A 14075-nucleotide genomic window follows, 5' to 3' on the forward strand; every position below is an offset into this window, starting at 1 on the left:
AGTTTTATTTTTGCGCAAACAACAAACCACTATGAACATTTTAATCTTAGGATCTGGAGGAAGAGAACACACTTTTGCGTGGAAAATAGCTCAAAGCCCAAAATGTAATCAATTATTTGTAGCTCCTGGTAATTCTGGAACAGCAGAAATTGCTACTAATGTAAATATTAGCGAAACCAATTTTGAAGCTATTAAAGAATTAGTGTTAAAAGAAGACATTAAAATGGTTGTTGTAGGTCCTGAGGCTCCGTTAGTAAAAGGTGTACACGACTTTTTTTTAAATGATGATGCCATTAAACATGTATCGGTTATCGGCCCACAAAAAGTAGCAGCAGAATTAGAAGGTAGTAAAGAATTTGCGAAAGAATTTTTATATCGTCATAATATTCCAACTGCAGCTTATGAGAGTTTTACAAAAAAAACAGTTGAAAAGGGGTATACATTTTTAGAAACGCTAAAACCGCCATATGTTTTAAAAGCAGATGGATTAGCAGCTGGAAAAGGTGTTGTTATTTTAAATGATTTAAATGAAGCTAAAGCTGAATTAAAAAGCATGCTTGTTGACGCTAAATTTGGAGAGGCAAGCACGAAAGTTGTTATTGAAGAATTTTTAGACGGTATAGAGTTAAGTTGCTTTGTACTTACTGATGGTGAAAATTACAAAATTTTACCAACCGCAAAAGATTATAAGAGAATTGGTGAAGGAGACACAGGTTTAAATACAGGTGGAATGGGTGCTGTTTCTCCAGTACCGTTTGCAACTCCAGAGTTTTTAAATAAAATAGAACAACGTATTGTAAAACCAACAATAAGTGGTTTTAAAAAGGACAATTTACCTTATGTTGGCTTTGTGTTTATTGGACTTATAAAAGTAGATAACGACGATCCTAAGGTAATTGAGTACAATGTACGTATGGGTGATCCAGAAACAGAAGTTGTTTTACCAAGATTAAAAAATGATTTTGTAGAAATTCTTCAGGCAATGTCTAACGGGACTTTAGATGAAATTAGTATTGAAATTGATGAGCGTGCTGCAACAACTATAATGTTAGTGTCAGGTGGTTACCCAGAAGCTTACGAAAAAGGAAAAGAAATAACAGGAGTAGAAGCTATTGAAGATTCTATAGCGTTTCATGCCGGGGCTCAAATTAAAGATGGTAAAATTGTAACTTCTGGCGGAAGAGTTATGGCCATAACCTCTTACGGGAACAACTATCAAGAAGCCATAAAAAAATCTTATCAAAATATAGAAAAACTACATTTTGATAAGATGAATTATCGTAAAGATATTGGGTTTGACTTATAGAAACGAATGAGAAGAAATACTTTTATCTTCTTCATTGTTTTTATCAAAAATTCTTAGTTGTCCCATCCAATAAATCATGGCAACAAATCCTACAATTATAAAAATCCAAGAAATAGTATTGGCAGCAAACCAGTTTTCTAACTCTAAAGCTCTCAATGCGTCAAAAGGAGCGAAAAGAACATCAACAAATAGATCTTGTATAGCGTAAAAGAAATCTTTCATAAGGTGTTTTTATTGTTTTCTAACCATTTATAGTTAGTATATTTACAGAGCAAAAATACAAAAACAGTTAATGATAACAAGCATTTTTAAAAAATCTAAGCCAATAAATTTTATCATTATTTTTTTTATTACGCTTTTGGCTTTTTTAATAGCTAAAACAAAGTTGATAAATGAAACTTTTACTTTGGCTTTTATAGTGAAGCAAATTTCCTTGCTTTTTATAGTTTATGCATCAATTTTACTTTTAAATTTTATAGCAAGTAAGAATAGTTTAACTAAGAAAAACGACTATGAAATTTTATTATTTAGCTTGTTTTTATTACTAATAACACAAACAACAAGTCATTCAAATATTCTAATATCTAATTTTTTTGTGCTTATTGGCCTTAGGCGTATAATGAGTTTACGCTCTCAAAAAGATACAAAGAAGAAACTTTTCGACGCTGGTTTTTGGATAGCTATTGCTTCTCTGTTTTATTTTTGGTCTATTTTGTTTTTTGCACTAATATTAATCTCCTTTATTTTATATACAGACAACAATTTCAGACATTGGATTATACCTTTTTTAGGAGTTCTAACAGTTTATTTTATTTTAGTTACAGTATCTTTTGCTTTGCATGACGATTTTTTCAAGTTATTTAGCGAGACTCCTCAAGTTAGTTATGATTTTAGTAATTATAATTCTGTAAAGTACCTAGTGGCCATTACACTTCTATTGTCTTTTGGAATATGGTCTTCTATTTTTTATTTACAAAACATAAAAAAGAAAAAAAAGGCATTAAGAGCCTCTTTTAAAATCATAATAATAGCAGCTTTAATAGGCTTTTTAATTGTTATTATATCTGCTCAAAAAACAGGTAGTGAATTTCTCTTTTTGTTTGCACCATTAGCCATAATAATCTCAAATTATGTTGAAATTATAGATGAGAAATGGTTTAAAGAAGTTTTTTTATCGGTGCTAGTTATTGCTCCTTTTGTACTTTTATTGTTGTAGTTTTTCTCCAAAGGCTAAGTCACCAGCATCTCCTAACCCAGGAATAATATATCCTTTGTCATTTAGAGTTTTATCAACAGCAGCAATCCATAGATGAACATTATCGTCAAAATGTTTATCTACAAAGTTAACACCTTCTTGAGCGCCAATAACACTAATTAAATGTACCTCTTTAGGAGTGCCAAAAGGCTTTAATGCTTCAAAAGTAGCAACCATAGATTGCCCTGTTGCCAACATAGGATCTGCTAAAACAAGCGTTTTGTTTTCTAAATCTGGACACGCTAAATATTCAACTATAATTTCAAAACTTTCGGGGTCATGTTTATGGTGTCTGTATGCCGAAATAAAAGCATTTTCAGCAGTGTCAAAATAATTTAACAGCCCATTATGTAATGGTACGCCTGCTCGTAAAATAGAACACAAAACAATGTCGTTTTTAGGTAAATTTATAGAACAATTTCCTAAAGGAGTTTCAATATTTTCAGTGTTAAAGTTTAAAACCTTACTCATTTCATAACCCAAAATCTCACCTATGCGTTCTATGTTTCTTCTAAAGCGCATATTGTCTTTTTGTATTTTTTTATCTCTTATTTCTGAAATAAATGTATTTAAAATTGAATTTTGCTGAGAAATGTTATGAATGTGCATGTTTTGTAGTGTCTTTTCATAGGCAAAGTTAACTAAATATGGAGTATATTTGTACTCTTAAAATTTAATACAACATGTTTACAAGCAAAGCCAATAAAATATTTCAAGAGGTAATTACAAAATACCACATTATTAACACTGTAGATCAACCATTTGAAAACGCCTATGCGGAAAGTGATTTATTAGAACATTTATTATACAGAAAATGTTGGATTGATACCGTACAATGGCATTATGAAGATATTATTCGAGACCCACAAATAGACCCTGTTGCAGCTTTAACATTAAAGCGTCAAATAGATGCATCTAACCAAGACAGAACCGATATGGTGGAGTATATTGATAGTTATTTTCTTGAAAAATATAAGAATGTAACAGCAAAAGAAAATGCCACTATCAATACAGAAAGTCCAGCATGGGGAGTAGATAGGTTATCTATTTTGGCATTAAAGATATATCATATGAATGAGGAAGCAACTCGTAAAGATGCATCAGACTTACATAGAGCTGCTTGCCAAAAAAAGCTAGACGTCTTATTAGAACAACGTGTAGATTTATCTACAGCTATTGATACACTTTTAAGTGATATTGAAAAAGGTGACAAATACATGAAGGTTTACAAGCAAATGAAAATGTATAATGATGATGAGTTGAATCCTGTGTTGCGTTCTCAAAAATAAAAAGGAATAAATCCAAAGTTATTAGTGCTACTAGTCTGAACTTGTTGAAGACTTTTTCAACTGAAACTTAATGTCAAATACAACCAAACACATACTCGTTATACGCTTATCGGCAATGGGTGATGTGGCTATGACGGTTCCAGTTTTAAACGCATTTTCTAAACAGTATCCTGAAATTAAAATTACGGTTTTAACACGTCCTTTTTTCACGCCTTTTTTTAGAGGTTTACAAAACGTAAGTGTTTTTTCTATAGACGTAAAAGGAAAGCATAAAGGTGTTTTTGGACTCTATAAATTGGCACGTGAATTAAATGAAAATAATCAATTTTTTGCCGTTGCAGATTTACATAATGTTTTAAGAAGTAAAATTTTAAAACAATTTATAAAATGCAAGCGTTTTGTATCAATAGACAAAGGCAGAAAAGAAAAACGGTTATTAACTTCGGGTAAAATATTTGAACCATTAAAAACTACGCATCAACGTTATGCTGATGTGTTTGGTACTTTGGGTTTCCCTATTGATTTATCAACACCTCAATTTCCAAATAAAGCTATTTTAAATGAAACTATTAAAAAGCTTATAGGGAACCACTCAAAAAAGCTAGTTGGTATTGCGCCTTTTGCTGCCCATGAAGGGAAAATGTATCCTTTAGATGCAATGAAAGTTGTTATTGAAAAACTCTCAAAAGATCACAAAGTGATTTTGTTTGGAGGTGGAAAAAATGAAATTGAAGTATTGAATAATTTTGAAAACAGCTTTAAAGATACGGTTAATGTTGCAGGGAAATTATCGCTTGACGAAGAACTAGATTTGATTTCTAACTTGGATGTGATGCTTTCTATGGATTCTGGAAATGCACATGTTGCTGCAATGTTGGGTGTAAAAGTGGTTACTATTTGGGGTGTTACACATCCGTTTGCTGGTTTTACACCTTTTAATCAACCTGATGCTTATTGCTTGTTACCAAACAGAAAAGAATTTCCATTAATTCCAACATCGGTTTATGGAAATAAATATCCAGAAAACTATAAAAAAGCGGCAGGAAGTATTGAACCTGAAATTGTTGTAGAGAAAATAAAATCTATTATTTAAACATTAGCTTTTACTTCTCAGTCATTTCGAGCACAGCGAGAAATCTCACAACTAGCTAGCATCATATAAATTTTAAAGATTTTTACGAAAAAATTAATGAGATGTCTCACTTTGTTCGACATGACAAAGTGAGATAAATTAATCAGATACAACGTTCACAGGAATTTTAAACATCATCATAATCAACAACAATAGTTGAGGTTGTTGGATGTGCTTGACAGGTTAAAATTAAGCCTTCGGCAACTTCACTTTCTGTTAAAATATTATTTTGTCTCATAGTAGCTTCGCCTTCTTTTATTCGTGCTAAACAACTACTACAAATTCCGCCTTGGCAAGAATATGGTGCGTCTAAATCTTCGTCTAAAGCAGCTTCAAGAATGGTTTGTTTTTGAGACATTTCAAAAGTTGCAGTTTCGTCGTCAACTGTAATGGTAATTTTTGTTTTTCCAGCTGGTACATGGCTTTCTTCCATTTCAATAGCTTCAGCAGCTTTTGATGCTTTAAAAAGCTCGAAATGAATTCTGTTTTCATCAATATCATGCTCAGTCAAAACATCTTTTACAGTATGAATCATAGCTTCTGGCCCGCAAAGGTAAAAAGCATCAACCTCAATATGTTTGTGTTTGTTTTTCATGACATAATTAACCGTACTTTTTTCAATTCTACCAAAAATAGAGTCATCTTCATCTTGTTGACTAAATACAAACTGAATAGAAAAACGGTCTTTATATTGATGTTGAAGTTCTAAAAGCTCATTTAAAAACATGGTGTCTGCGGTTGTTTTATTACCGTAAACCAAAATTACTTGACTGTGTACTTCTTCTTCTAAAGCACATTTTATAATGCTTAAAATTGGTGTAATACCGCTTCCTGCAGCAAAAGCAGCAATGTTTTTAGTTTTTTTGTCGTTAGGTTCAAAAATAAAACGCCCGTTTGGTGAAGCTACCTCTAAAGTGTCACCAACTTTTAAGATATTATTTGCGTAAGCAGAAAACGTTCCATCTTCAACTTCTTTAATGGCTACTTTTAACTCACCACTTTTAGGTGAAACGCATAACGAATAATCGCGTCGCACTTCTTCGCCATTAATTAAAGCTTTCAAAGTAATGTATTGACCAGCTTTAAAAGCATAGGTGTCTTTTAGATTTTCTGGAACATCAAAAGAAATACTAATAGATTTATCGGTTAACTTTTGAATGTCTTTAATTGCAAGTTTATGAAATGATGACATGAATAATTATTTTTAACAAAAATAGTGAAGTTGAATTTCAAATTTTAACTTTGTTTGTAACAATTCACCTAAAAAGTTTACCAACATATTAAGTTTCATTAAAAAACATAAATACTAACCATTAAAAATTAAGATTATGAGAAAAGTTTTACTAGCATGTTTATTCGCTTTAGTTACTGTAGTACAAGTTAATGCGCAAGAAAACACTGAGTTTAAAAACGAAACAGTTGAGTTTTTAAAGCTTACAGGAGCCGGAGCAGCCTTTGAAAATGCTATTGACCAAATTGGAACCATGGTTTCAGCTGAAAATAAAGAGGCTTATATTAAAGAAGCTAATGGAACTTTAGTTGGACTTTACGATAAAATGGCAGACTTATACATGGCAGAGTTTACTCAAGATGAAATAAAAGAATTGGTAGCTTTCTATAATACTAATTTAGGAAAAAAATTAGCAGAAAAACAGCTTGGATTAACACAAAAAGCGATGATGTTCGGTCAGAGTTGGGGTATGGAAGTTCAAGCTATTGCCCAAAAATATAACTAAAAAAAGCTATGATAAAGCATTTTTTAAATTTAGAATGGAAGTCTTTTTTTAGGTCTGCTAGTTTTGGAAAAAGCTTAGGGATTAAAATATTTATGGGTCTTTTTGCCCTGTATTTCATGGGTATGTTTTTATTCATAGGATTTTTTATGGATAAAATTTTAAAGAAGGTATACCCGGATTTAGACCCCTTAGTAGCTTTTAGCGGATTGATATTCTTTTGGATTTTAGGCGACTTAGTTATTCGGTTTTTCTTCCAAAAATTACCAGTAATGAGTGTAAAGCCATTATTAACCTTACCAATTAAAAGAGGTAAAATTGTAAATTATGTTTTAGGGAAATCAGCGTTATCTTTTTTTAATTTCCTGCCGTTATTTGCAGTTGTTCCTTTTAGTATTAAACTTATATATAGCGGTTATGATGCAACAACAGTTTTAGTTTGGTTGTTAACAATAATACTTTTAACGCTAATCAATAACTTTCTTAATTTTATTATTGAAAGCTTATCGGCAGAAACCGAATTATCTTTTTTGCCAATTATTCTTTTTGTTGGTGCACTTTATGGGTTAAATTATTTTGAAATCATAAATATTTCTGGAGCGCTTTCTAAAGGAATTACAGCAATTTATGAAACGCCTATATTTATTCTAATACCTGTTTTAATATTAATAGGTCTTTACATTTATAACTTTAAGATTTTAAGACAGAAATTATTTTTAGATAGTGGCTTAAAAACAGAAGTAAAAGAGGTAAATGCATCTAATCTAGAGTGGACCAAAAACTTTGGAGATATAGCACCATTTATGCAATTAGATTTAAAGTTGATTTGGCGTAACAAACGAACCAAGTCTGCAGTTTGGATTATGGCTATAGGATTACTTTACGGATTGTTTTTTTATCCGCAACCCACGTATCAAAATCAAGAATGGTTTTTTGTTTTTATTGGTGTTTTCTCAACAGGTATTTTTTTAATTAATTTTGGTCAATTTATTCCAGCTTGGGATAGCGGTTATTACAAATTACTTATGAGCCAGAATATTAAATACGAACAGTATTTAAAATCTAAATTCACTTTAATGGCTGTAAGTGTAGTTATATTATTCGTGTTAGGTATTCCTTATGTCTTTTTTGGTTGGAAAATTTTACTGGCACATTTTGCCTGTGCCATTTATAATATTGGCGTAAACACCCATGTAATTTTATATGGAGGTTCGTTTAACAGAAAAAAAATAGACTTATCACAAAAAGCAGCATTTAATTACCAAGGCACGGGCGCAGTACAGTGGCTTATAGGGATTCCTTTGTTGATTCTTCCAATGGGATTATTTGCTTTGTTTTATTTTTTAATTGGGTTTGAAATAGCCTGTTTAATAATATCAATTATTGGAGTAGTAGGTATTGTGCTTCATCAAAAATTAATGAAAGCTATTACAGTAAAATACTTAGAATCAAAATATAAAATCATTGATGCTTTCGATCAAAACAACTAACAAATACAATCATGATTACAACATATAATTTATCAAAAAAATACGGTGGCAACCAAGTTTTAAATATAGAGTCTTTAGATATTCCTAAAGGTCAAAGTTTTGGTTTAGTTGGAAATAATGGAGCTGGAAAAACCACCTATTTCAGTTTACTTTTAGATTTAATTCAACCAACAACAGGCCACATAAAAAGCAACAATATACAGGTAAATGAAAGTGAAGACTGGAAACCTTTTACATCTGCATTTATTGACGAGAGCTTTTTAATAGGTTATCTAACTGCCGAAGAATATTTTTATTTCATAGGCGAGTTACGTGGGCAAAATAAAGCCGATGTAGATAAACTAGTTTCTCAGTTTGAAGACTTTTTTCACGGCGAAATATTAGGGCAAAAAAAATATTTACGTGATTTAAGTAAAGGAAATCAAAAGAAGGCTGGTATTGTGGCTGCTCTTATTGGAAATCCTGAGATTATTATTTTAGATGAACCTTTTGCTAATTTAGATCCAACAACACAAATCCGCCTTAAAGGCATCATCAAAGATTTAGGCGAAAAGCAAGGCGTTACCGTTTTAATTTCTAGTCATGATTTAATGCATGTTACCGATGTTTGCGAACGTATTGTGGTGTTAGAAAAAGGAGAAGTTGTAAAAGATTTAAAAACTAGTGAAGCTACATTAAAAGAGTTAGAAGCGCATTTCTCAAATTAGTATTTCATGCCACATATTATAGGTTAATTGAAAAAGATGCTTATTTTTACCACTATATATAATAATAGCAAGAGATTGTAGTTATTGTTTATACTAAAAAATCAGCATTGAAAACATCTTTTAAGCCCATACTAGTTATTTTGTTTTCTACTTTTTTGGTGGCAAGCTGCTCCAGAAAAAAAGACAAGTTTATCAATCGAAATTTTCATGCGATTACTGCAGAATTTAATACGCTATACAATGGCTATAATGCTTTAGAAGAAGGTAGAAATAACCTTAACGAAGCTTATTTTGATAACTACTGGGAAGTTTTACCTATAGAGCGCATGCAAGTTTTTGAAGACATTGTTCTACCAGGGCAATCTAAAAACGAAAGTTTTGCTAGAGCAGAAGAAAAAGCAGCTAAAGCCATTCAAAAACACAGCATGAATATTAGTGGGAAAGAAAAAAACCCACAAATAGACGAGGCCTATTTATTATTAGGAAAAGCCAGATATTTCGATCAGCGTTTTATACCTGCACTTGAAGCCTTTAACTATATACTTTATAAATATCCAGCAAGCGATAAAATTAATCAAGCTAAAGTATGGCGTGAAAAGGCTAATATTCGATTAGATAATGATGAGCTAGCTATAAAAAACCTTAAACGTTTATTAAAGCAAGAAGAGATTGAAGGTCAAGATTTAGCCGATGCTACATCCATTTTAGCTCAAGCCTATTTAAATATAAAAGTAATAGATACTGCTATTACGCTATTAGAAACTGCATCAAATGCAACAAAAAGTAATGATGAGCGTGGGCGTTATAGATTTATTCAAGGGCAGTTGTACAATGAATTAGGTTATAAAGACAGTGCTAATATTGCTTTTGATAAGGTAATTGAACTCAACAGAAAAACTCCTAGAATTTATTTGATTACCGCACACCTTGAAAAAATTAAAAATTTCGATTACGAAAACGGTAATAAACTTGAGGCTAGAGAATTACTTGCAGAGCTTGAAGAAAATAGAGAAAATCGCCCCTTTTTAGATAAAATTTATCATCAAATAGGTACATTTCATTTAAAAAGTAATTCAGATTCTTTGGCTATTGCCTATTACAACAAGTCTTTACGAACAAACTCTCTAGATAAATTATTAAAAGCTAAGAATTATGAAATTCTTGGAGACATGAATTTTGATGCTTCTGTATATGCAGATGCAGGTAAATATTACGATAGCACTATGGGAAATCTTGTGCTTAACTCAAAACCCTATCGTGTTATTAAAAGAAAGCGAGACAACTTAGAAGATGTTATTTATTACGAAGCTGTAGCGAAGGCAAACGATAGTGTTTTAACATTGGTAAATTTATCAGAAGCAGAGCGCTTAGCTTATTTTGATTCATTTATTGAAGAGTTAAAAATTAAAGCTGAAGAAGAAAAAGAAAAAGCAGAAACTGCAAAATCCAATACTGGGTTAGTAACTGCAAATAATACTATAGGAAATCAAACACAAAGAGCTGGTTTACCTGGACAAGCAGCAATGTTTTATTTTTATAATCCCACAACAGTGGCTTATGGTAAAAATGAATTTGTAAAAACTTGGGGAGACAGAGCTTTAGAAGACAACTGGAGATTGTCTAGTAAAGGAATTTCAGGAGGAATTGATAATGGCGATATTACAGCAGATGATTTGATAGCTTCAGCTTCAGAAGAAGAGAAATTCGACCCACAGTTTTATATCTCTAAAATTCCTTCAACAGAAAAAGAAATTGATAGTATTTCTAAGGAACGAAATTATGTTTATTATCAATTGGGGTTAATTTATAAAGAGAAGTTTAAAGAATACGAACTTGCGAAAAGTAAATTTGAAAACCTGCTAAATAGCAATCCAGAAGAACGATTAGTGTTACCTTCAAAATACAATCTATTCAAAATATATGAACTGTTAGGCGAAAGCGATGAGGCCACAATTGCTAAAAACGATATTATTTCATCGTATCCTGAGTCCAGATATGCGACCATTTTAAAGAACCCAGAATTGGTTTCAGATAAGGATGAAAATAGTCCGGAGAGTTTATACGAAGCGTTATATCTTCAGCATGAAAATCAAGAATATGTAGAAGTTATTTCTAAAAGCGAAGATTATATTAACACTTTTGACGGCGAACCGATTGTACCTAAACTAGAATTATTAAAAGCAACTGCTACAGGAAGGTTATATGGTTATGAAGCCTACAGTAAGGATATAAATTACCTTGCTATAACTTATGCTAATACTCCAGAAGGTAAACAAGCTCAAAACATAGAGTCTAATATTTTACCTAAACTAGCTAGTAAAGATTTTGTTGCAGAAAGTGATAGTATTTCTAGAAATTACAAAGTGATTTTTAAATTTGAAAGTAGTAAACAAGAGGAAATTTCAAATTTTAAAAAGACATTAGATGAGGTTTTAGAAAATGTTCGGTATTACGATTTAACATCATCTATAGATGTTTATAACCCTGAAACAACTTTTGTAATTGTTCACGGATTAAAAACAAGTACAGTTGCAAAAACTTTTGATCAATTACTAACAAAAGAAGACAAGAAAAAAATAAACGTCCCATATTTTGTAGTTACATCTACAAACTATCAAATCATTCAAATTCATAAAAATTTGGATGCTTATATGAATAAAGATAATAATTAAAAACCTTAACACATTATGTTCTCTGATAGTAAAAAAGACAAACAAATGGCAGAAAGCACATCAAGTCAAAATATAATTGCACAAGACACGAAATTAGTTGGCGATTTTAATAGTAAAGGCGATTTTAGAATTGACGGAACCATAGAAGGCAACATTAAAACCTCTGGGAAAGTAGTAGTAGGTAAAGCAGGTTTAATAAAAGGCACGTTGCAAGGAACAGATGCTTATTTTGAAGGTAAATTTTCAGGTAAACTAGCTTTGTCGGGCACTTTAACTTTAAAGGCATCAGCACATATAGAAGGTGAAGTTTCTGTGGCTAAATTAGCGGTAGAACCTGGAGCTAATTTTAATGTAACTTGCATGATGAAAGGTGCTGTAAAAGACATAAATAATGGCGGACACCAACGAAAATCGGAAACCGAAAAAACAGCTTAAAAACGTAGCAATTCTCTCAGGAATTGGCATTCAAATGGGTATAACTATCTACTTGTTTGTATTGTTGGGTAAATGGTTAGACTCGAATTATAATGACGGTGATAAACTATACGTTATAATAATGACACTTCTTGGTGTAGCTATTTCGCTTTATGCTGTTCTTAAACAAGTCAATAGAATTAAATATTAATGAGCAACCCTTTTTTAAGTTTTTCAATAAAAGCTATTTTAGTTTTAGCTATTGTTTTTGGTATTCATCTGGCCATATTAAACATTTTAAACTTACCGATGTTTGAAAACAGGATAGTGTTATCCTATGTAGTAAATCTTATTTTAATCATAGTTATTTTTGGAGCACTTTATTTGCTTAAAGAAAAGTATAAGAGTCAATTAGGGTTTTTGTTTTTAGCAGGCAGTTTTTTAAAGTTTGCTATTTTTTTTATTTTGTTTTACCCTTTTTATAAGATTGATAATGTTATAACTAAGTTAGAGTTTGCAGCATTTTTCGTGCCTTACGTTGTTGGATTAATATTAGAATCTGTAAGCCTTAGCAAATGGCTTAATAAACTTGATTAAGCCTATTAATTATTCTTATAAAAAGGATAGTAGAAATAAAAAGCAAAATTGTTTTTGTTTTTGAGATAAAAACATACCTTTGCACCGATTTTTAAGCCACTATTATTTAAAGTGATATGCGAAGAAAAATATCTTTAAAACCAATAACATTATTTCTACTTTTAATAACCTTTGCTTCTTATGGAAAAGAGCAAGAGGGTCACGGTGAAGAAAAAACCGGTAAAACCACAAAGGAAGAAGTAAAAGAATATATTCAACACCACTTAAAAGATTCTTACGATTTTAATTTGTTTTCATACACAACAGATGAAGGCGAATCTAAACATGTTGGATTCCCGTTGCCTGTAATTTTATGGGATAATGGTTTAAAAGTGTTTTCTTCATCTAAATTTCATCACGGTGAAACTGTTGCAGAAGTTGGTGGTGATTACTACAAATTACATCACTCAAAAATTTACAAGGTTGATGGGCCAAATGGAGAGATTATTGAGGATGAGGACCATCACGCTACAAATGAAAAGCCTTTAGATTTTTCAATCACAAAGAATGTTTCTTTAATTTTCTTGGTTTTCGGAATTATGTTTTTCATGTTTAGCAGAATGGCTAAAGCTTATAAAAATAATAACGGTATGCCAAAAGGTACGGGTCGTTTCTTAGAGCCTATTGTGCTTTATGTGCGTGATGAAATTGCAATACCTAATATTGGAGAGAAGCATTACAAAAGATACATGAGTTATTTATTAACAGTGTTTTTCTTTGTATGGATAATAAACCTATTTGGTTTAACGCCAATAGGAATGAACTTAACAAACAATATAGCGGTAACACTGTGTTTGGCGCTTATAACATATTTTATCACAACGTTTTCAGGAAATAAAAACTATTGGAAGCATATTTTTTGGATGCCAGGTGTGCCAGTTCCAATGAAAATAATATTAGCACCAATAGAGTTATTAGGAACAATTATTAAACCATTCGCTTTAATGATTCGTTTGTATGCTAATATTACAGCAGGACACGTTGTTTTAATGAGTATAATAGGGATGATATTTTTATTCCAAAATTGGTTGGGTAGTTCATTGTCGCTATTATTAGCATTTGTTTTAGCTATTTTAGAGTTGCTAGTTGCAGCTTTACAAGCATATATTTTCACAGTGCTTTCAGCATTATACTTTGGTATGGCCGTTGAAGAGCATCATGATGAAGCACATTAATAAATTGAATGTTTAATTAATTATATATATTTTATGGAAATTCCAGCTATCGTAGGTGCAGGTTTAGTAGTAATTGGAGCAGGTATTGGTATTGGTAGAATCGGTGGTTCTGCTATGGAAGCAATCGCTCGTCAACCTGAAGCTACAGGAAAAATTCAAACAGCTATGCTTATTGCAGCGGCTTTAATTGAAGGTATTGGTTTCGCAGCATTATTTGCTGTAAACTAAAACAAACTAAGAAACAGCTATAACGGTTGGTTATAGCT

The 14075-nt window shown here is 31.3% G+C and carries 16 protein-coding genes; 13 read left to right on the plus strand and 3 right to left on the minus strand.

The features are described 5' to 3' along the window. Nucleotides 1–31 precede the first annotated feature (31 nt). The gene (gene purD / locus MBM09_RS02005) at nt 32–1306 is read left to right on the plus strand and encodes a phosphoribosylamine--glycine ligase (protein WP_238675178.1); all 1275 of its coding nucleotides are present in this window, start codon (nt 32–34) and stop codon (nt 1304–1306) included. Here purD and MBM09_RS02010 read toward each other — a convergent pair. Then, complete coding sequence (locus MBM09_RS02010) at nt 1301–1528, minus strand: uracil phosphoribosyltransferase (protein WP_238675179.1); 228 nt, start codon at nt 1526–1528, stop codon at nt 1301–1303. The two genes, purD and MBM09_RS02010, sit on opposite strands and share 6 nt — an antisense overlap. 70 nt (nt 1529–1598) lie before the next feature. Here MBM09_RS02010 and MBM09_RS02015 point away from each other — a divergent pair, with 70 nt between their 5' ends. Next, a complete protein-coding gene (locus MBM09_RS02015) occupies nt 1599–2522 on the plus strand; it encodes a DUF6427 family protein (protein ID WP_238675180.1) in 924 nt (307 codons plus the stop codon). Here MBM09_RS02015 and upp read toward each other — a convergent pair. Then, entirely contained in the window at nt 2511–3170 is a 660-nt protein-coding gene (gene upp, locus MBM09_RS02020) for a uracil phosphoribosyltransferase (RefSeq protein WP_238675181.1), read from the minus strand. The genes MBM09_RS02015 and upp overlap by 12 nt on opposite strands. A 74-nt stretch (nt 3171–3244) precedes the next feature. On the opposite strand from upp, the gene MBM09_RS02025 reads away from it, so the two are divergent. After that, nucleotides 3245–3850: a DUF4254 domain-containing protein gene (locus MBM09_RS02025; RefSeq protein ID WP_238675182.1), complete on the plus strand. Its 606-nt coding sequence runs from the start codon at nt 3245–3247 to the stop codon at nt 3848–3850. A gap of 70 nt (nt 3851–3920) precedes the next feature. Beyond that, entirely contained in the window at nt 3921–4943 is a 1023-nt protein-coding gene (locus tag MBM09_RS02030; protein WP_238675183.1) for a glycosyltransferase family 9 protein, read from the plus strand. Nucleotides 4944–5109: 166 nt separating this feature from the next. On the opposite strand, the gene MBM09_RS02035 is transcribed toward MBM09_RS02030, so the two are convergent. Next, entirely contained in the window at nt 5110–6174 is a 1065-nt protein-coding gene (locus tag MBM09_RS02035; RefSeq protein WP_238675184.1) for a ferredoxin--NADP reductase, read from the minus strand. Nucleotides 6175–6310: 136 nt separating this feature from the next. Here MBM09_RS02035 and MBM09_RS02040 point away from each other — a divergent pair, with 136 nt between their 5' ends. The 9 genes from MBM09_RS02040 to atpE all read left to right on the plus strand — a co-directional run bounded on the left by MBM09_RS02040 (nt 6311) and on the right by atpE (nt 14037). Next, entirely contained in the window at nt 6311–6718 is a 408-nt protein-coding gene (locus MBM09_RS02040; protein ID WP_238675185.1) for a DUF2059 domain-containing protein, read from the plus strand. Between the two features lie 8 nt (nt 6719–6726). Further along, on the plus strand, nt 6727–8205 hold the full coding sequence (locus MBM09_RS02045; RefSeq protein WP_238675186.1) for a DUF5687 family protein: 1479 nt from the start codon (nt 6727–6729) through the stop codon (nt 8203–8205). An 11-nt stretch (nt 8206–8216) separates the two neighbouring features. Continuing rightward, on the plus strand, nt 8217–8912 hold the full coding sequence (locus MBM09_RS02050; protein WP_238675187.1) for an ABC transporter ATP-binding protein: 696 nt from the start codon (nt 8217–8219) through the stop codon (nt 8910–8912). Between the two features lie 107 nt (nt 8913–9019). Next, complete coding sequence (locus tag MBM09_RS02055; RefSeq protein ID WP_238675188.1) at nt 9020–11584, plus strand: hypothetical protein; 2565 nt, start codon at nt 9020–9022, stop codon at nt 11582–11584. A 15-nt stretch (nt 11585–11599) separates the two neighbouring features. Continuing rightward, nucleotides 11600–12019 (plus strand): polymer-forming cytoskeletal protein, encoded by a 420-nt coding sequence (locus MBM09_RS02060; RefSeq protein WP_238675189.1) that lies wholly within the window; start codon nt 11600–11602, stop codon nt 12017–12019. 34 nt (nt 12020–12053) lie between these two features. After that, nucleotides 12054–12209: an AtpZ/AtpI family protein gene (locus tag MBM09_RS02065; protein WP_238675190.1), complete on the plus strand. Its 156-nt coding sequence runs from the start codon at nt 12054–12056 to the stop codon at nt 12207–12209. After that, nucleotides 12209–12595, plus strand: coding sequence for a hypothetical protein (locus MBM09_RS02070; RefSeq protein WP_238675191.1), 387 nt, complete (start codon nt 12209–12211; stop codon nt 12593–12595). Before MBM09_RS02065 ends, MBM09_RS02070 begins: the two co-directional genes overlap by 1 nt. Nucleotides 12596–12711: 116 nt before the next feature. Continuing rightward, the gene (gene atpB / locus MBM09_RS02075) at nt 12712–13809 is read left to right on the plus strand and encodes a F0F1 ATP synthase subunit A (protein WP_238675192.1); all 1098 of its coding nucleotides are present in this window, start codon (nt 12712–12714) and stop codon (nt 13807–13809) included. Nucleotides 13810–13842: 33 nt separating this feature from the next. Beyond that, nucleotides 13843–14037 (plus strand): ATP synthase F0 subunit C, encoded by a 195-nt coding sequence (atpE, locus tag MBM09_RS02080; protein WP_104735064.1) that lies wholly within the window; start codon nt 13843–13845, stop codon nt 14035–14037. Nucleotides 14038–14075: the final 38 nt, after the last annotated feature.

The organism is Flaviramulus sp. BrNp1-15 (assembly GCF_022259695.1).
Taxonomy (GTDB): Bacteria; Bacteroidota; Bacteroidia; order Flavobacteriales; family Flavobacteriaceae; genus BrNp1-15.

Coding starts and splice junctions, on each gene's coding strand:
- MBM09_RS02045 (WP_238675186.1), top strand. CDS start 6,727: ATGATAAAGCATTTTTTAAATTTAGAATGGAAGTCTTTTTTTAGGTCT.
- atpE (WP_104735064.1), top strand. CDS start 13,843: ATGGAAATTCCAGCTATCGTAGGTGCAGGTTTAGTAGTAATTGGAGCA.
- MBM09_RS02035 (WP_238675184.1), bottom strand. CDS start 6,174: ATGTCATCATTTCATAAACTTGCAATTAAAGACATTCAAAAGTTAACC.
- MBM09_RS02010 (WP_238675179.1), bottom strand. CDS start 1,528: ATGAAAGATTTCTTTTACGCTATACAAGATCTATTTGTTGATGTTCTT.
- MBM09_RS02065 (WP_238675190.1), top strand. CDS start 12,054: ATGGGTATAACTATCTACTTGTTTGTATTGTTGGGTAAATGGTTAGAC.
- MBM09_RS02025 (WP_238675182.1), top strand. CDS start 3,245: ATGTTTACAAGCAAAGCCAATAAAATATTTCAAGAGGTAATTACAAAA.
- purD (WP_238675178.1), top strand. CDS start 32: ATGAACATTTTAATCTTAGGATCTGGAGGAAGAGAACACACTTTTGCG.
- atpB (WP_238675192.1), top strand. CDS start 12,712: ATGCGAAGAAAAATATCTTTAAAACCAATAACATTATTTCTACTTTTA.
- MBM09_RS02050 (WP_238675187.1), top strand. CDS start 8,217: ATGATTACAACATATAATTTATCAAAAAAATACGGTGGCAACCAAGTT.
- MBM09_RS02070 (WP_238675191.1), top strand. CDS start 12,209: ATGAGCAACCCTTTTTTAAGTTTTTCAATAAAAGCTATTTTAGTTTTA.
- MBM09_RS02015 (WP_238675180.1), top strand. CDS start 1,599: ATGATAACAAGCATTTTTAAAAAATCTAAGCCAATAAATTTTATCATT.
- MBM09_RS02040 (WP_238675185.1), top strand. CDS start 6,311: ATGAGAAAAGTTTTACTAGCATGTTTATTCGCTTTAGTTACTGTAGTA.
- MBM09_RS02030 (WP_238675183.1), top strand. CDS start 3,921: ATGTCAAATACAACCAAACACATACTCGTTATACGCTTATCGGCAATG.
- MBM09_RS02060 (WP_238675189.1), top strand. CDS start 11,600: ATGTTCTCTGATAGTAAAAAAGACAAACAAATGGCAGAAAGCACATCA.
- upp (WP_238675181.1), bottom strand. CDS start 3,170: ATGCACATTCATAACATTTCTCAGCAAAATTCAATTTTAAATACATTT.